Annotated in this window: 15 protein-coding genes; 9 read left to right on the top strand and 6 right to left on the bottom strand. The window is 65.0% G+C overall.

Features of this window, described 5'->3' with window-relative positions; all coding sequences use genetic code 11:
* Positions 1-37: 37 nt before the first annotated feature.
* The 3 genes from pufL to pufC are packed head-to-tail and all read left to right on the top strand — an operon-like array spanning position 38 to position 3,089.
* Positions 38-886: a photosynthetic reaction center subunit L gene (gene pufL, locus K7H93_RS01205; RefSeq protein WP_230782029.1), complete on the top strand. Its 849-nt coding sequence runs from the start codon at positions 38-40 to the stop codon at positions 884-886.
* The gene (pufM, locus tag K7H93_RS01200) at positions 886-1,944 is read left to right on the top strand and encodes a photosynthetic reaction center subunit M (protein ID WP_230782027.1); all 1,059 of its coding nucleotides are present in this window, start codon (positions 886-888) and stop codon (positions 1,942-1,944) included. Before pufL ends, pufM begins: the two co-directional genes overlap by 1 nt.
* The gene (gene pufC / locus K7H93_RS01195; protein ID WP_230782026.1) at positions 1,941-3,089 is read left to right on the top strand and encodes a photosynthetic reaction center cytochrome PufC; all 1,149 of its coding nucleotides are present in this window, start codon (positions 1,941-1,943) and stop codon (positions 3,087-3,089) included. The genes pufM and pufC overlap by 4 nt, the downstream gene beginning before the upstream one ends.
* A gap of 102 nt (positions 3,090-3,191) precedes the next feature.
* Here pufC and puhC read toward each other — a convergent pair whose 3' ends face one another.
* The 3 genes from puhC to puhA are packed head-to-tail and all read right to left on the bottom strand — an operon-like array spanning position 3,192 to position 5,132.
* Positions 3,192-3,644: a photosynthetic complex assembly protein PuhC gene (gene puhC / locus K7H93_RS01190; RefSeq protein WP_230782024.1), complete on the bottom strand. Its 453-nt coding sequence runs from the start codon at positions 3,642-3,644 to the stop codon at positions 3,192-3,194.
* The gene (gene puhB, locus K7H93_RS01185) at positions 3,637-4,341 is read right to left on the bottom strand and encodes a photosynthetic complex putative assembly protein PuhB (RefSeq protein ID WP_230782022.1); all 705 of its coding nucleotides are present in this window, start codon (positions 4,339-4,341) and stop codon (positions 3,637-3,639) included. The genes puhC and puhB overlap by 8 nt, the downstream gene beginning before the upstream one ends.
* An 11-nt stretch (positions 4,342-4,352) precedes the next feature.
* Positions 4,353-5,132, bottom strand: a complete 780-nt coding sequence (gene puhA, locus K7H93_RS01180) for a photosynthetic reaction center subunit H (protein WP_230782021.1) — start codon at positions 5,130-5,132, stop codon at positions 4,353-4,355.
* 162 nt (positions 5,133-5,294) lie between these two features.
* Here puhA and K7H93_RS01175 point away from each other — a divergent pair, with 162 nt between their 5' ends.
* Both K7H93_RS01175 and K7H93_RS01170 read left to right on the top strand, forming a co-directional pair.
* Entirely contained in the window at positions 5,295-6,497 is a 1,203-nt protein-coding gene (locus K7H93_RS01175) for a CoA transferase (RefSeq protein WP_230782020.1), read from the top strand.
* The gene (locus K7H93_RS01170) at positions 6,494-8,137 is read left to right on the top strand and encodes an acyl-CoA dehydrogenase family protein (protein WP_230782019.1); all 1,644 of its coding nucleotides are present in this window, start codon (positions 6,494-6,496) and stop codon (positions 8,135-8,137) included. The genes K7H93_RS01175 and K7H93_RS01170 overlap by 4 nt, the downstream gene beginning before the upstream one ends.
* Positions 8,138-8,235: 98 nt before the next feature.
* On the opposite strand, the gene K7H93_RS01165 is transcribed toward K7H93_RS01170, so the two are convergent.
* The 3 genes from K7H93_RS01165 to K7H93_RS01155 all read right to left on the bottom strand — a co-directional run bounded on the left by K7H93_RS01165 (position 8,236) and on the right by K7H93_RS01155 (position 10,781).
* Positions 8,236-8,970 carry a TorF family putative porin gene (locus K7H93_RS01165; RefSeq protein WP_054524033.1) on the bottom strand — a complete coding sequence of 245 codons (735 nt, stop codon included), beginning with the start codon at positions 8,968-8,970 and terminating at the stop codon, positions 8,236-8,238.
* A gap of 105 nt (positions 8,971-9,075) precedes the next feature.
* The gene (locus K7H93_RS01160) at positions 9,076-10,431 is read right to left on the bottom strand and encodes an ammonium transporter (RefSeq protein ID WP_054524034.1); all 1,356 of its coding nucleotides are present in this window, start codon (positions 10,429-10,431) and stop codon (positions 9,076-9,078) included.
* Positions 10,432-10,442: 11 nt separating this feature from the next.
* A complete protein-coding gene (locus K7H93_RS01155) occupies positions 10,443-10,781 on the bottom strand; it encodes a P-II family nitrogen regulator (RefSeq protein WP_010237152.1) in 339 nt (112 codons plus the stop codon).
* Between the two features lie 270 nt (positions 10,782-11,051).
* Between K7H93_RS01155 and K7H93_RS01150 the strand changes: the two genes are divergently transcribed.
* The 4 genes from K7H93_RS01150 to K7H93_RS01135 all read left to right on the top strand — a co-directional run bounded on the left by K7H93_RS01150 (position 11,052) and on the right by K7H93_RS01135 (position 16,045).
* Complete coding sequence (locus K7H93_RS01150; protein WP_054524035.1) at positions 11,052-11,234, top strand: helix-turn-helix domain-containing protein; 183 nt, start codon at positions 11,052-11,054, stop codon at positions 11,232-11,234.
* Positions 11,235-11,490: 256 nt separating this feature from the next.
* Positions 11,491-12,873 (top strand): TolC family protein, encoded by a 1,383-nt coding sequence (locus tag K7H93_RS01145; protein ID WP_230782018.1) that lies wholly within the window; start codon positions 11,491-11,493, stop codon positions 12,871-12,873.
* Positions 12,870-14,609 (top strand): type I secretion system permease/ATPase, encoded by a 1,740-nt coding sequence (locus K7H93_RS01140; protein ID WP_230782017.1) that lies wholly within the window; start codon positions 12,870-12,872, stop codon positions 14,607-14,609. The genes K7H93_RS01145 and K7H93_RS01140 overlap by 4 nt, the downstream gene beginning before the upstream one ends.
* Complete coding sequence (locus tag K7H93_RS01135; RefSeq protein WP_230782016.1) at positions 14,606-16,045, top strand: HlyD family type I secretion periplasmic adaptor subunit; 1,440 nt, start codon at positions 14,606-14,608, stop codon at positions 16,043-16,045. Before K7H93_RS01140 ends, K7H93_RS01135 begins: the two co-directional genes overlap by 4 nt.
* Positions 16,046-16,179 lie beyond the last annotated feature (134 nt).

The following is a 16,179-nucleotide window of genomic DNA, read 5'->3' as shown; positions in this document are numbered from 1 at the left end:
TGTCTTATATGTTGTACATTTGCCGAGGGGTCGTGCCGTGTCGATGCTCAGTTTCGAGCGGAAATATCGCGTCGCGGGGGGCACGCTGGTTGGCGGCGATCTCTTCGACTTCTGGGTCGGGCCGTTCTACGTCGGCTTCTTCGGTGTCACGACCGCGTTCTTCGCGCTGCTCGGCACCAGTTTGATCGTCTATGGTGCGGCTATCGGTGGCACGTGGAATATCTGGCAGATCGACATCGCGCCGCCCGCGATCGAGTATGGTCTTGGCCTAGCCCCCTTACGCGAAGGCGGGCTGTGGCAGATCATCACCGTCTGCGCGATCGGGGCGTTTGTTTCATGGGCGCTGCGGCAGGTCGAAATATCCCGCAAGCTGGGCATGGGCTTCCATATCCCGATCGCGTTTTCCTTCGCGATTTTCGCCTATCTCAGCCTCGAAGTGTTCCGACCGATCATGCTGGGCGCCTGGGGCCACGCCTTTCCCTACGGCATTTTCAGCCATCTCGATTGGGTCTCCAACGTCGGCTACCAAGGCCTGCATTTCCATTACAACCCGGCGCACATGCTGGCGGTGACGTTCTTCTTCGGCACCACGCTGATGCTCGCAATGCATGGCGGCGTCATCCTGTCGGCTGTCAATCCGCCCGATGGTGAGGAGGTCAAGCACGGCCAGCACGAGAACCAGTATTTCCGCGACACCATCGCCTATTCCATCGGGCCGCTAGGCATTCACAGGCTCGGCTGGTTCGCGGCGATCAATGCGGGCTTCTGGAGTGCGATCTGCATCCTGATCAGCGGGCCGTTCTGGGTCAGCGGCTGGCCCTATTTCTACGACTGGTACCTGCAACTGCCGTTCTGGAACGACATGGGGCTGGGGGGACTCGGTTGATGGCTTCGTTTCACTCTCTCTATTCGCAGATCCAGATCCACGGGCCTTACGACCCTGGGCTGCCGCTGAAGGGCCATGAGCCTCCGCGCATTATCAAGCCGGTCCTCAACCGATGGATCGGCAAGATCGGCGACCCGCAGATCGGCCCGACCTATCTGGGATTCTGCGGTATCGCCTCGCTGATCTGCGGCTTTATCGCGATCGAGATCATCGGCCTCAACTTCTGGGCATCGGTCCACTGGAACCCGGTCGCCTTCATCGAAGGGATGGCGTGGCACCGGCTTGATCCGCCGGAGGCGAAGTGGGGCTTCACCCCCTTCGTTCCGCTGACCGAAGGCGGCTGGTGGATCTGGGCGGGCTTCTTCCTGACCGCCTCGATCCTGCTGTGGTGGTGCCGGATGTACCTGCGCGCCAAGGCACTGGGGATGAGCACGCATGTCGCGTGGGCCTTCGCCAGTGCGATTTTCCTTTATCTCAGCCTCGGCTTCATTCGCCCGATGCTGATGGGATCTTGGCACGAGGCACCGCCTTTCGGGATCATCCCGCACCTCAACTGGACCGCCTCTTTCTCCGTCCTTTACGGCAATTTCTACTACAACCCGTTCCACTGTTTCTCGATCGTATTCCTGTACGGATCTGTGCTGCTGTTCGCGATGCACGGCGGCACGATCCTCGCAGTGTCGCGCTTCGGGGGCGAGCGGGAGACGGAGGAAATCGTCGATCGCGGCACTGCGGCGGAGCGCGGTGCGCTGTTCTGGCGCTGGACCATGGGCTTCAACGCGACCTTCGAGTCCGTCCATCGCTGGGCCTACTGGTTCGCCATCCTGACGACATTCTCGGGCGCGATCGGCATCCTGCTGACCGGGACCGTGGTCGACAACTGGTATCTGTGGGGCGTCAAATGGGGTCTCGCGCCCGAGTACCCTGCGACCTATCCCGACATGACTCTTCCGCCCGAGATTGCAGAGCAGATTCGCGCGGCCACCGGCGGAACGAGCGCCTCGCTTGATCTGTCCGCAGCACCTGCGCCCGCTCCTTCGCCGGAGGTATCCCAATGACTCCTCTGGAAAAGCGCCCGCGGTCTAGCCTCCTCGGCATCTTCGCGCTCGCTGCGGCATTCGCGACGCTGCTGTTCGTCCTGCTGGTGCCGACCTGGGATGCGCCCTGGGATCCGATCGAATCGCGCGAATGGGGCTGGCGCGGTATCGCGATGAACACCTTCACCTCCGAACGGACCCGCAGCGACCCGCTCAATCTCGTCCCGGCATCGATCGAACCGTTCGAGGCACGCGGAGTATCCGCTGGAGAGGCGTATGAGAACGTCCAGGTATTGGGCGATCTGCACGCTGCGCAATTCGATCACCTGATGCTGTCGATCACCGAATGGGTCGCGCCCGAGGAAGGCTGCGCCTATTGCCACAACCCTGACGCGAGCTTCGCGGCGGACGACATGTACACCAAGAAAGTCGCCCGGCGGATGCTGACGATGGTCCGCGATATCAATGCGAATTCCAAGCACATCGGCGATGTCGGGGTCACCTGCTACACCTGCCACCGCGGGCAGGGCGTGCCGCCTCGTCACTGGTTCAAGGCAGTCGCGGCCAAGCCGCCGATGGGTGGTATCGTCGGTAAGCCCCCGCCGTGGAACAGAACGGCCAAGACCATGCGCGATTTCTTCCCGCGCGCTGCGTTCGAAAACTATCTGCTGGACGATCAGCAGATCATGGGGGCACAGGCGCGCTCCGTATCCGGTGAAGTCACCGATCTGGCCGATCTGGAGAACATCTACATTCTCATGATGCAGATGTCCGACGGGCTGGGGGTCAATTGCAACTTCTGCCACAACAGCCGCGCCTTCGCCGACTGGTCGCAGAGCACGCCGAAGCGGATTACCGCGTGGTACGGCATCCGCATGACGCGGGGGATCAACCGCGACTACCTGGTCCAGATGCATGACCTGTTTCCTGCCGATCGGCTCGGTCCGCTCGGCGACGTCGCTAAGGTCGATTGCGGCACCTGCCATAACGGCATGTCGCGCCCGCTGGGTGGGGCACCAATGGCACGCGGTTACGAGGGATTGCGGGGTCCGGGTTCGGGCAGTGCGATCACACGGGAGACGGCGTTTGAAACCCGACAGCCGTACGAGGCCGAAATTAGCGAACCCGCGCCAACGCCCGCCGGTTTGCAGCAGGACGGCGAGTAGCGGCCCAACCCTCGGCCAAGTGCCGCGAATACGGCATGGGCGTATAGCGGGTTGGAGAGATAAGGGTCGTTACCTGAGCCCAGCCACAGTGATCAGGCACGCTCAGCCCGGTGCGTGCTGCCTGTCGGCGGCGTCGAGATAACGGGCGAAGGCCCTGGCGCTCGCCTGGCCGAAGCCCTGAAGCTTAACCGTGCGCCCGGTATCGGGATCGGCCAGCTCGACATGCCCGGCACCATCACGCTGGACGAGCAGGCGAAACTCGTGCGCGAACTCCCGATCGTCGCGCTGCATGGCGAGGGCGCGGACGGCTGCCATCGCGAAGGTGTCTCCCTCGATCACGAGATGCGCGACCGGCTTCCGGCGTTCGCTCAAAACCATCATTTCGCCGTTGGGAAGCGGCTCGAAGATCAGCATGCGGCGTTCGCCTGCCTGTGCCGTCTGCACGGTCAGTCGTCCGACATCGTAATGCCGCGAGGTGGTGATCGCGGTCACGGTAAAGCCGATCAGAAGCGCCGCACCGATCAGCGCGCCGCGCGGAACGGTGATCTCAGACATGCTCCGGCCTTGCGTTTATCCCGACGGGGCTTCGCTCAATGCGGGGAACGTGGACAGCGCCTGCGCCCGCCCGCCTGACTGCGTCGGCAAGGATCGCTGCTGCCGGGCTTGCGGGTGGTAGTGCGCGCAGCATCGGCACCGGTGCTGACAACTTCGTGCTACGCGCGTGGGGCCACAGGGCAAGCCACGCGATCTTGTTGGGCCGGCGCAGCGTCAGCGCGATGTCGATTCCGCGCTTGCGCTCCCGCGAGGATACGTCTGTCACCAGAGCCAGCGGAATGTTGATCGTACGGGTAAAGGCCACGCCGACCTGGAAGACGACCCGCCTGTCGGTGATGACATAGGTGGTGGTCCGCGACATGAGCCAGGCGAACAGCAGTACCAAGCCCGCGATGGGCAGTGCGACGGGCAACAGCAGCAGCGGGCTGAACGCGATCTGCGCGACGCTGGCGCCAGCGCGGGCAGTGGCGGCAATCGGCAGCAAGGCGAATAGTGCGAAGTACCCGGTCAGCCATGGCCAGCGAAAGAGGTAGCGTGCCAGCGCGGCGCGATCGGGTTTTCCATGCCACAGGATCTGCTCGCCATCGGGCAGCGGCCCGGGCAAGCCCAGAGCAATGTCGATCGGCAGATCGTTCGGATCGTCACTGCTCGAAAGCTCGGTCTCGCGCGTCCCACTGGTGGCCGTCGCAAAAGGCATCACCGTTGCCATCAGACGGGATCGTGTATCTGGCCGTGACCGGTGGAGAACCGGAGGCCACCGGCAAAGAAACCGTTGAGCCGGTCTTCCTCGCGCATGGTGATGCAGCTGTCGTCGGCGCGTATCGGCGCGCGCCGCAGATCGCGCGCGATCAGCGTCGTTGCCCGAACGGCGCTGTCGCGCGGCAGGGCCTCCGCGAAGAAGGATGGGATCAGCCGCCGTCCCTCTGCTCCGTCGATCGAGACCTCGAAATAGCGCAGGAAGAACTCGGCGCGGTTGAACCACAGATCATGGACCTTGCCGACAATCTTCTCGTCGGCGGAGATCAGAACCCAGCCGCGTGGGTCGGGATCGCCGGTCGGGATGTAATATTCAGGGTGATCGTTGAGCGAAATCAGCTTGGGTTCGCCTTCTACGTCGAGATCGGGCTCGTCCTCGCGCAGGGTCGTATAGGCGGCAGCGCCGATCCCTTCTTCGAGCGGGTCGGGCCCGGGATCGAGCGGGAAGGCCATCGGCGGCAGCGTCTGCCCGGGGCGGACCGTTTCCGGTTCCTCCACCCGCGGGGCCTGCGCCACGCCGCGGCCATGCGGGCGGTAGAAAAGCTTGGGCCTGGGCACTGCCGGAAAGCCTTCTGCGGAGTACGTGCGGCCCATGAAGCCCGATCCCTCGACAGGATATCCCTCTCGCTTGTCCTCGCGTCGCAGGTACACGACCAGACCGACAAAGAAGGTCACGAAGGCGATGACGCACAAGATGGCGACATCCAGATTGCCGACGACGTTGCTTTCCATGCCTCGGATATACTCTACCCCTACTCGGGTGTAAATATAAACGGACATAGCAAAGTGTCAGAATGGAGGATCGCCCGGCGAATTCCGGCTGCCATTCCAATTTCGTGGTGCGCGCCACATGCGGGTCTGGCGGGCGCACGCAGATCGCGATAGGGCCGGGGCATGATGTCTCTGCTCGCTGGAATGACCGTGGTCGAGGGTGCGGCCTTCGTCGCCGGCCCGTCATGTGCGCTTTACCTCGCGCAGATGGGCGCGCGGGTTATCCGTATCGACCAGATCGGCGGAGGGCCCGACGCGCGCCGCTGGCCGCTCGGCCCTCAGGGGGAGAGTCTCTATTGGCAGGGTCTCAACAAGGGCAAGCTGTCGATCGCGCTCGACTATCGTAGCGCAGAGGGGCGCGAGCTTGCCCAGCGAATTGCCACGGGTGGGGAGGGCCTGTTCGTGACCAATTTTCCGGTCGACGGCTTCTTCGCACACGAGGCGCTGCAGGCATTGCGCGCGGACCAGATCACCCTGCGCGTGATGGGCTGGCCCGATGGCTCGCCTGCGGTGGATTACACGGTCAATGCCGCCGTCGGACTGCCGCTGATGACAGGCCATCCGGACGACGATCGACCGGTCAATCACGTCCTGCCCGCGTGGGATCTTCTCACCGGAGCCTACGCCGCCTTCGCACTGCTCGCCGCCGAGCGGGAACGGCAGGCGAGCGGCCAGGGGCGGGAAGTGCGCGTTGCGCTGTCGGATATCGCCGCGACCAGCCTCGCGCATCTGGGCAATGTGGCCGAAGTGATGCTTTTCGGGCATGATCGCGAGAAGACGGGCAACAACCTGTTCGGTGCCTTCGGCCGCGATTTCTCCGCCAGCGATGGCGCGCGTTTCATGCTCGTCGCGATTACGCCCAAGCAGTGGCGAGGGATGGTGGACGCGCTGGAGATAGCCGATGAGATCATACAGCTGGAGCGAGCGCTGGGCGTCGACTTCGCGGCGGATGAAGGCGCGCGCTTTACGCATCGGGACAAGCTCGATGCGGTGATCGAACAAGGCTGCGCCCGGTTCAGCTCTTCCGAACTGGAAGCGCGGTTCGATCGCGCAGGTGTGACCTGGTCACGCTATCGCAGCCTGCACGAGGCGGTGACGCAGGACGCGCGGCTGGTGGCGGGCAATCCCGTTTTCTCGACGGTCGAGCATGCCGGTGGCGCAGCCTATCCGACGCCCGGCGCGGCGGCGTATGATCCCGCCGTACCGCGCGAGCCTGCTAAGCCCGCGCCCACGATCGGTGCCGACACCGACCAGATTCTTGCCGAGCATCTCGGCCTTGGAAGCGGCGAGATTGCGCGGCTGCATGATCGGGGGATCGTTGGGTGAGCGACATTATCGACCTTTCGCGAGAGGCGTGTGCGGCAGGCCAGCGCTATATCGAAGCGGCGCGCGCTGCGACCGCCGGGATCGTCGCGCCGGAAGGCTCGCCCGACCCATCGCTGGTTGAGCGCGAGCAGCGCCGGGTGCACGGTCTGGCATGGGCTGCAACCACGCTCGCTGCATTGGAGGCGCTTGCCGACTGGGCCGCGCGGGCCCGGCGCGCTGGGCGTTTCGGTGCGATCGAGGAACTGACGCTGCGGATCGGCTTTGGCGAATATCTGCACCAGCTGACGTCTGCCCTGCCGATGGGGCAGGGCGAGTTCGTGCGCCCGGTCGATCTGGACGCGGGCACCGCTGCCGACGCGATGCGCGCCGAACCGGCGGTCATGCATTTCCTGACCCACGGCAACACAGCTGAAACTCGCGCCGAGCTGGCTGCGCTGCTTGCTGAGGGCACGCTGCCCGATGAGGCTTTCGGCGACGAAACGCTCGACATGATCCGCGACCAGTTCCGTACCTTTACCGCCGAGAGGATCGCGCCGCACGCGCATCAATGGCACCTCGCGGATGCGCTGATCCCGATCGAGGTGGTTCAGCAGATGGCCGATCTGGGCGTCTTCGGCGTGTGCATCGCGGAGGAATATGGCGGCCTCGGGCTTGGGAAAACCGCGATGTGTCTCGTCTCCGAAGAGCTGTCGCGCGGGTGGATATGCGCAGGCTCGCTCGGCACCCGGTCGGAAATCGCGGGCGAGTTGATCGGAGAGAACGGCACGCCGGAGCAGAAGGCCGCGCTGTTGCCCAGGCTTGCCGATGGATCGATCCTGCCCACTGCCGTCTTCACGGAGCCCGATACTGGCTCAGACCTGGCTTCGGTTGCGACGCGCGCACGCATGCAGGATGACGGTAGCTGGCAGATCACCGGCGCGAAGACCTGGATCACCCACGCCGCGCGCGCCGATCTGATGACCGTGCTGTGCCGGACCGATCCCGACACACCCGGCTATGGCGGCCTCTCGATGCTGCTCGCACACAAGACGCGCGGCACGCAGGACGATCCTTTTCCCGACGAAGGGCTCTCGGGCAGCGAGATCGAGGTGCTCGGCTATCGCGGGATGAAGGAATATGCGCTGGGGTTCGACGGGTTCGCGGTCGCTGCGGACGGTCTGCTCGGCGGTGCGCAGGGTCGCGGCTTCAAGCAGCTGATGCGAACCTTCGAAAGCGCCCGGATCCAGACTGCCGCGCGCGCAGTCGGGGTGGGGTGGAACGCCTTCGATCTCGCGCTGCGTTATGCGCTGGAACGCAGGCAGTTTGGCAAGCCTCTGATCGTCTTCCCCCGCGTGGCGGACAAGCTGGCGATGATGGTCGCCGAATTGGTGATGGCGCGAGAGCTGACCTATTCCGCCGCGCGCCACAAGGATGCGGGCAAGCGCTGCGATATCGAGGCGGGGCAGGCCAAGCTGCTCGCCGCAAGGGTCGCGTGGGCCGCTGCCGATAACGGCGTGCAGATCCACGGCGGCAATGGCTATGCCCTGGAATACCCGATCAGCCGGGTGCTGTGCGATGCGCGGATTCTCAATATCTTCGAAGGCTCTGCGGAAATTCAGGCGCAGGTGATCGGGCGGGGGCTGCTGGTCGGCCAGCCCTGAATGTGCAGGCCGCGCTGCCCTCGTCTCACAGAACAGGGGGCGCGCACGGTCCCGCACACGCCCCCTGCAAAGTGGTCTGCGTATTCAGATCGAACCGATCAGAACGCCGCGGCCAGAGTGAACACCACGGCCCCATCCTGGCCCGCAATGTCGGGCAGGTCGGTATCGACATAGGCAACTCCGAAGGTGAGGATGTCGTAAGACACGCTCGCCCCCAGCGACCAGTCGAGATAGCCGCCCGACCCGTAGTCCAGGCTGCCGTCCGAATAGCCCAGATGCGCCGAGAGGCTGATCGGGGTATCCGGAATGCCCGCGCCCAGATCGCCGTAGACGTAGATATTGTCGTCGGTCAGCGCGCTGCCCTGTTCGGGTGCGTAGGCCGCGCCGACGGTTGCTTCGACCGGACCCAGCGCCGCAGTGATCGAGGCGTAGGGTTCGAAGTAGTCGCTGTCGCCGACAAGGTCGTTGCCGTTGGGATAGATATAGTAGAGCACACCGGCATCGATGCTCAGCCCGGTGGCGACATCGCCCGACCACCCTGCATAGATGTCCAGCTCCGAGTTGCCGTACAGCGCGCTATCCTCGAGCGAGGAAGCCCATGCGCCGACGTAGAAACCGCTCTCGTGAGCGACGTCGAAACCGCCCTGGATCGCGATGTCTTCGCCGCTGAAGGAAACGCCGCGGAAGCGGTAGTCGGTGGTCAGCGCGACGTTGGCGCTGATTTCGATCGGACCGCTTTCCTCAGCTTCGGCCTCTTCGTCCTGAGCCAGCGCTGGGCTGGCGAACATCGTGGTGGCGAGCAGCGCCACCGGGGCAATTCTGGAAAAACGCATTTTCTTTTTCTCCTTGAACAATCGCCCTCTCCCCCCTCATCCGGTGGGGGCCGCGTCCCGATCTGGTTTGCCGGGATCGCGGACCCCTCCGGTCCTAAGTCTCACTCAGTAATTATAGGCGCGTTCGCCATGTTCGCTGAGATCGAGGCCGTCGCGTTCCTTCTCTTCGGAGACGCGTCCGCCGGTCACCAGTTTGGCGATGAACCATGCGATCGCGGCGCCGACAGCGGCCCAGCCGATCGCGACGCCGACACCCATCGCCTGGATGATGAACTGGGCACCTGCGTCGTATTCCGCATCGCCCGGTCCACCGATCGCGGGCATCATGGTGAAGGCGGTGCCGAGCGAGCCGACGATGCCGCCGATCCCGTGGATGCCGAACACGTCTGCGGTATCGTCCAGCCCCAGCTTGGGCTTGATCATGGTGACGAACCAGAAACACACCAGCGCGGCGGCGGCACCGATCAGGATCGCGCCGAACGGGCCGCTGTTGCCCGCCGCAGGAGTGACCGCGACCAGACCTGCAATGGCGCCCGAGCAGCCGCCCAGCAGCGAGCCCTTGTGGCCGGTCACCTTCTCGCCCAGCATCCAGAAGAGCACGCCCGAAGCGGTTGCCACGAAGGTGTTGAGCACTGCGAGCGAGGCGACCCCATCGGCTTCCAGCTCGGAACCGCCGTTGAAGCCGAACCAGCCAACCCACAGCAGGCCGGTGCCGATCAGCGTCATGGTCAGCGAGTGCGGCGGCATCGGCTCTTTCGGGTAACCGATACGCTTGCCGAGGATCAGGCAGCCGACCAGCGCGGAAACGCCCGCGTTGATGTGAACCACGGTGCCGCCCGCGAAGTCGAGCGCGCCCCATTCGAAGATCAGACCGCCGGTCGCCCACACCATGTGCGCGATCGGGAAGTATACGATCGTCAGCCAGATGGCGGTGAACACCATCATGGTGGAGAACTTGGCCCGCTCCATCGTGCCGCCCACGACCAGCGCGGCGGTGATGGCCGCGAAGGTCATCTGGAAGGCGATGAAGATGTATTCGGGGATCTCGACGCCGTCGCTGAAGGTCGCCGCGCCGGAATCCGCGGTGACGCCTTTCAGGAAGACCTTGCCGAAATCGGCGATGAAGGCGTTGCCGGTGTCACCGAACGCCATCGAGTAACCGTAGGTGACCCAGATAATCATCGCGAGGCACGCGACGCCGAGCACCTGGGTGAGGACCGAGGCCATGTTCTTGGTCCGGGCGAGCCCGCCGTAGAACAGCGCAAGGCCGGGCACGATCATGAGCATCACCAGCACGGTGGCGATGATCATGAAAGCGGTATCGCCCTTGGCGATGGTCGTGGCAGCCTCGGCCGCGGCCATCGCAGGTCCGGTCGGTGCCGGTGCTTCGAGCGCGAAGACGGGAGAGGCAGCGAGCGCGGTAAGCCCCGCTGCAGCAAAGTACTTTATCTTATCCATCATGTCTGGCCCCCTCAAAGCGCGGTGTCGTCGGTTTCGCCGGTGCGGATGCGCAGCGCGGACGAAACGTCGATGGTGAAGATCTTGCCGTCGCCGATGGCGTCGGTCTTGGCAGCGGCGGAGATCGCTTCGACCGCCTTGGGGGCGACTGCGTCGTCGACCACGGTTTCGATCCGCACCTTGGGCACGAAACTGGTCGAGTATTCGGCCCCGCGATAGACTTCCGTGTGGCCTTTCTGTCGCCCGAAGCCCTTGGCTTCGGTAACGGTCAATCCCTGTACCCCCACACCGGTCAAAGCTTCGACGACCTCGTCGAGCTTGAACGGTTTCACGATTGCTATGATCAGCTTCATCGATTCCCTCCGCAACAAAACCTCGTGTCCGCTCTCACAAAGCTAAAAAGCTTGCTTGAAACGTAACTCCTTTGTCATTTATGGTGCATCGCACAACAGGGCGTGGATCGTCAATCGCTCATGAGCGGTCGAGTAAATGCGCCGAGAAGGCTGATAAAAAAGGGGAAATCGAGCATGAGTGCAGCGCCAAACCCGCGTGAAATGTTCACACGACCCGATTGCAGTGCACAAATCGCTGCGGGTGCGAAGTTAACGGGCGGACGCGACGCCATGCTCGTGTCGATGCATCCGGAGGAACTGCGCGAGACGATGGAGGCGTTGGGATGCACCACGCAATCGGCGCTGGCCGCCGCGATCGGGGTCGACCGTTCGACGATCAGCCTGTGGCTCGACGGGCGGGTCGGCGTGCCGCGCCCGGTTTCCAAGCTCCTGCGACTGATGCGCGCGCTCTGACCTGCATCGCTAGCCTGTCAGGTGCGTCTTCACCGGTGCGCACAAACGCACACAGGGGTGGTCTCACTTCACCTAAGTAGGCTCACCGGGGGTTTACCGGTCTGTAGGGTGCTGTATTCGTCCGCACTCGACGGATGCCATTGAAACAAGGGCCTCCATCGGACGGGAGCGGTTAATGAGACGAGGGGTGCGCTGGCGCCAGGCAGGGCGGGGCGACAATTCGCCACGCACGTGCCGCAGGGTGCGGGGCGCGGCCATGTGGCTGGCGACTTGTGCGCTGGTGGCGTTCATACCGCTGCCCGCAGCGGCGCAGGACGCGATCGTCGGGCCGGCTGCAGACGATTCCGACGATCCCGTGCTTGCCTTTGCCCGCGAAGCATCGGACCTTGAGGAACTGCGCGCAGCGGTGCTTTCCGCGATCGAGCGCAGCGGTTCGCTGGGCGAGGCGCGGGCTGCGCGGGACGAGGCGGAGGCGCGCCGCAACGAGGTGCGCACGCAGGAGACGCCGACCCTCGAACTCGGCGTCAGTTCCTTCCGCGTGATCTCGCGCGATTTTTCCAACGATCCGCAGAACTTCCTCGAGCGTTCGCGTCCGTCCAAGCGGACTGATGCCACGCTGCGCGCGAGCCAGCTCCTGTTCGATTTCGGCGCGACGGTGCAGCGGATCGAGGCGGCCAATGCGCGCATCGAGGTCGCCATCGCGCAGATCGACGACACTGCCAACCAGACCGCCCTGCGCGCGGTTTCCGTCCAGAGCGACGTCCATGGCCGGCGCACGCTGGTGCAGCTGGGCAGCGCTTTCATCGCGAGCCTGTACGACCTGCGCGCCAAGATGGTCGAGCGGGTCGGCGAAGGCGTGTCCTCCGAAGTCGATCTGGCGCAGGTCGATGGCTACATCGCGCAGGCCGAGGCGCAGCAGGCCGATTTCGAGCGCGGGCTGGCCGCCGCCGAAGCCGCCTATTTCGAGCTGGTCGGCACCCCTGCGCCGCCTGGGCTGGGGCGCCCCCCGGTGCCCTTCGTGCTCGCCGGATCGGTCACCGCAGAGGGTGGGCAGACTGCCGCGCTGCTCGACACATTGCCCCAGGTCCGCGCCGCCAGCGCGGGCCTGCGCGCTGCCGAGCGGGAGGCGAAGGCGGCCCGGGCCGACATTCTGCCCAAGGTGACGCTGTCGGTCGATGCAGGGCGCTACGACATTATCGAGAGCACGCGGGACTACGACATTCGCGCCACCGTCAACCTCAATTTCCGGCTGTTCGGTGGTGAGAAGCAGCGCGCCGACCAGGCCGAGGCACGGCAGGCCGGGGCGCAGGCGCGGCTCGACCGGCTGCGCGACGAAGCGCTGCGCAATGCGCGAATTGCCGCGACCGACGTGGCCGCGCTGGAAAAGGCCGAAGCGGCGGTGCGGATGAGCTATCTGTCCAGTCGCCGCGCGAAGGGCGCTGTTTTCGAGCGGTTTCAGGTGGCGCGCGCAGCATTGCTTGATGTACTGGTCGCCGAGTCGAACTATTTCGATGTCGCCACGCGCTATCTGCAGACCGTCACCGAGCTTGATGTTGCGCGCTATGTTTTTCTCGCCCGGACCGGTAGCCTTCAGGATGCACTGGGTATCGACAGCGCGATGATCGCGGACACACCATGACCGACAGTGCGATCCCCGATCCCAAGCCGCGTTTCGCGCGCTGGCTGATGGAGCCCATGCTGGCCAACAAGGCGATCTACATAAAGGTCGGCCTGGCGGCGACGATGATCAACCTGTTCGGGATCGTCACCTCGCTCTACACGATGACGGTCTACGACCGGGTGCTGCCCAACAACGCGTTCAATTCGCTGCTCGCGCTGTCGATCGGCCTGGGCATAGTGATCGTGTTCGATTTCGTGCTGCGGGTGCTGCGCGCCTATTTCATCGATTTCGCGGGCGTCGATATCGATGCCAAAGTCGGGGCGCAGGTGTTCGACAAGCTGCTGACCATGCGGCTCGACGGCAAACGCCGCTCGACGGGTGCGATCACCGGGGTGATGCGTGAGCTGGAAACGCTGCGCGATTTCTTCGCCTCGGCAACGATGACCGCGCTGGTCGATATCCCTTTCATCCTGCTGACGCTGGTGATCATCGCGATGATCGGCGGGGTGGTGGTGTTCGTGCCGCTGGTGCTGATCCCGATCGTGATCGCGGCGGGCTGGATCACCAGCCCCGCGCTCGACCGGCTCGCCGCGCGCTCGCTGGGCCAGGCGCTCGACAAGCAGACCGTGCTGGTCGAGACGGTCGGCTCGCTGGAAATGGTCAAGAGTGCGGGTGCGGGCGGTCTTCTGACCGAACGCTGGCTCCGCTCGCTCCAGATGCATGGCGACTATTCCTCGCGCCAGCGCCTGATCTCGACCATGTCGGTGACCGTCGCGGCCTCGGCCAACACCATCTCCTATGCCGGGGTGGTCATCGTGGGCGTGTTCCAGATCGCGGACGACAAGATGACGATGGGCGCGCTGATCGCGTGCTCTATCCTCGGCGGTCGAGCGATGCAGCCGCTGGCGCAGATCGCCTCGCTGCTCTCGCGCATCTCGACCACGCGGCTGGCCTATCGCCAGATCGACGAGATGATGGAGCAGAAATCGGAGGCGGGCGGGGATGATGCGCTCCAGCCCGCCCGGCTGGATGGCAGGGTGGAGTTGCGCAATGTCACTTTCACCTATCCTGGGGCTGCGGAAAAGACGCTCGACGGGCTGTCGCTGACGGTCCAGCCGGGCGACCACATCGCGCTGCTGGGGCGCGTGGGATCGGGCAAGTCGACCATCGCGAAGCTGCTGCTCAATCTCTACGATCCGCAGGAAGGCCTCGTGCTGGTCGATGGCACTGACGTGCGCCAGTACGATGCCAAGGCCGCGCGCCGCCATGTCGGCGTGGTGCTGCAGGACCCATCGCTGCTGACCGGCACCGTGCGCGAGAATATCGCGCTGGGCCGGCCCGAGGTCGACATGGAAGAGGTGCTGCGCGCGTGCAAGGTATCGGGCGCGCACGACTTCCTCGGCCGGATGGCGAATGGCTACGATCTGCGGCTGGCCGATCGCGGCGACAGCTTGTCGGGCGGGCAGCGCCAGTCGATCGCGATCGCCCGCGCGCTGGCGGGCAAGCCGCCGGTGCTGGTGTTCGACGAGCCGACCAGCGCGATGGACAATGCCACCGAATACGAGATGATCGTCCGGCTGGAGCAGGAAATCAAAGGGCGTACCTTCATCCTCATCACCCACCGACCCGCACTGCTGCGGCTGGTGAACAGGGTCGCGGTGATCGAGAACGGGCGGGTCGCGGTCGATGGTCCGCGCGATGCTGTCCTGAAAGAACTGCAACGGCCCAAGTCGGCTACGGTATCCGCATCGTGAACGCGAATACCACTCCTCCTCCCGCAGACGGCTCAGGCCAGAATCGCGCGGCAGCCGAGCCGGCACAGCTGCTGCGGTCCCCCTTTGCGCCCGGACCCGAGGTGCGCGAGGTGGGCGCAGCGCCGCCTGAAGATCAGGAACCGAGCGGGCTGGAAACGCTGATCGAACGGTTCAGGCCGGGTGGGGCGGCCAACCTGCTGCTGGTGATGATCCTGCTGTTCACCGTCGCCGCGGTGACATGGGCTGCGGTGACCGAACTCGACCGTACCGTGCGGGCCACCGGTCGCGTCATCCCGCTGGGCCGGTTGCAGGTCGTCTCCAACCAGGAGGGCGGGATCGTTTCGGAGATTCTGGTCGAAACCGGCGACCTGGTCGACAAGGGGCAGCCGATGGTCCTGCTCGACCTGACCGAAGCGGGGTCCGATCTGCAAAGCAAGCAGGCAACGCTGGACGCGCTCAACGCCAAGATCGCGCGGCTGGAGGCGGAGATCGCCGGGCGGCGGCCGGTCTATCCGGTGGCGGATAATCCCGAAACCGCGGCCCAGATCCGGATCGAACAATCGCTCCATGCCGCGCGGCTGGCAGAGCTGGCCGATGCCGAGTCGGTGGCGCGCGCACGGATCGGCCAGGCGCAGCGCTCGGTGACGCAGGCCGAGGCGGCACTGGCGGGGCGGCGCACCGCGGCGCAGCTTGCCCGCAGCGAGGCGGAAACGATCGCCGGGCTGGTTGCGAAGGGCATCGAGCCGCGCCTCGCCGGGCAGCAGGCGGAAGCACAGGCGTCGATGGCGCAAAGCGAGGCAGAACAGGCGCTGGCCGCGGTCACGCAGGCGCGCGACGCGGTGTCCGAAGCGCGCGCCGGGCTGACCCAGGTGCGCAATTCGTGGCGCGCACAGGCGGGCGACGAACTCGCCACCGCGCAGGCGGAACTGGCGAGCCGGCAAGAGGTGATGCCCGCGCTGGTCGCCCGCGTCGAACGCTCGACCATCACATCGCCTGTGCGCGGACGGGTCAACCGTGTGCTGGTGACCACGATCGGCGCGGCGGTCGCGCCAGGTGCGGAAATCGTCGAGGTCGTCGCGTCGAGCGAACAGCTCGCGATCGAGGCGAGCGTGGCACCGCAGGACATTGCCTCCGTGCGGCTCGGCCAGCGTGCGACGATCGACATCAGCGCCTATGATTCAGCGGTATACGGCTCGATCCACGGAGAGGTGATCTCGATCTCTCCGGACGCCACCGTCAACGAGCGTACGGGCGAGAGTTTCTACGCGGTGCAGCTGCGTGCCGATCTCGACGAGCTACGCGAGAAGACGGGGCGCGAGCAGCCGTTGACTGCGGGTATGACTGCCTCCGTAAACTTACTCGGCGACAAGCGATCGGTTCTGTCCTATATCCTTACCCCGATCACGCGGCTGAGAGACCGTGCATTCCGCGAATAGACCCGAGGCGTCAGCGCTCGTCTGATTGGCGGATATCGGCCCGGGGAGTGGGATAGCTATGCGGACATTGCGGCCATCCAGGCAGCCGAGACGGATCGCCCGCCAGCGTCTGTTTGCGACCGGGCTTTTTCTGG

This window comes from Citromicrobium bathyomarinum, assembly GCF_021021475.1.
Classification (GTDB): Bacteria; Pseudomonadota; Alphaproteobacteria; order Sphingomonadales; family Sphingomonadaceae; genus Alteriqipengyuania; species Alteriqipengyuania bathyomarina.
The sequence above is the reverse complement of the archived record's forward strand: the minus strand, read 5'-3'. Positions and strand labels throughout refer to the sequence as shown.

Excerpts from the sequence above, each read along its gene's own strand:
- pufC (WP_230782026.1), top strand. The coding sequence starts at position 1,941 with ATGACTCCTCTGGAAAAGCGCCCGCGGTCTAGCCTCCTCGGCATCTTC.
- puhA (WP_230782021.1), bottom strand. The coding sequence starts at position 5,132 with ATGGAAAGCAACGTCGTCGGCAATCTGGATGTCGCCATCTTGTGCGTC.
- K7H93_RS01155 (WP_010237152.1), bottom strand. The coding sequence starts at position 10,781 with ATGAAGCTGATCATAGCAATCGTGAAACCGTTCAAGCTCGACGAGGTC.
- puhB (WP_230782022.1), bottom strand. The coding sequence starts at position 4,341 with ATGCCTTTTGCGACGGCCACCAGTGGGACGCGCGAGACCGAGCTTTCG.
- K7H93_RS01145 (WP_230782018.1), top strand. The coding sequence starts at position 11,491 with ATGTGGCTGGCGACTTGTGCGCTGGTGGCGTTCATACCGCTGCCCGCA.
- K7H93_RS01165 (WP_054524033.1), bottom strand. The coding sequence starts at position 8,970 with ATGCGTTTTTCCAGAATTGCCCCGGTGGCGCTGCTCGCCACCACGATG.
- K7H93_RS01160 (WP_054524034.1), bottom strand. The coding sequence starts at position 10,431 with ATGATGGATAAGATAAAGTACTTTGCTGCAGCGGGGCTTACCGCGCTC.
- K7H93_RS01150 (WP_054524035.1), top strand. The coding sequence starts at position 11,052 with ATGCTCGTGTCGATGCATCCGGAGGAACTGCGCGAGACGATGGAGGCG.
- pufM (WP_230782027.1), top strand. The coding sequence starts at position 886 with ATGGCTTCGTTTCACTCTCTCTATTCGCAGATCCAGATCCACGGGCCT.
- puhC (WP_230782024.1), bottom strand. The coding sequence starts at position 3,644 with ATGTCTGAGATCACCGTTCCGCGCGGCGCGCTGATCGGTGCGGCGCTT.
- K7H93_RS01175 (WP_230782020.1), top strand. The coding sequence starts at position 5,295 with ATGATGTCTCTGCTCGCTGGAATGACCGTGGTCGAGGGTGCGGCCTTC.
- K7H93_RS01140 (WP_230782017.1), top strand. The coding sequence starts at position 12,870 with ATGACCGACAGTGCGATCCCCGATCCCAAGCCGCGTTTCGCGCGCTGG.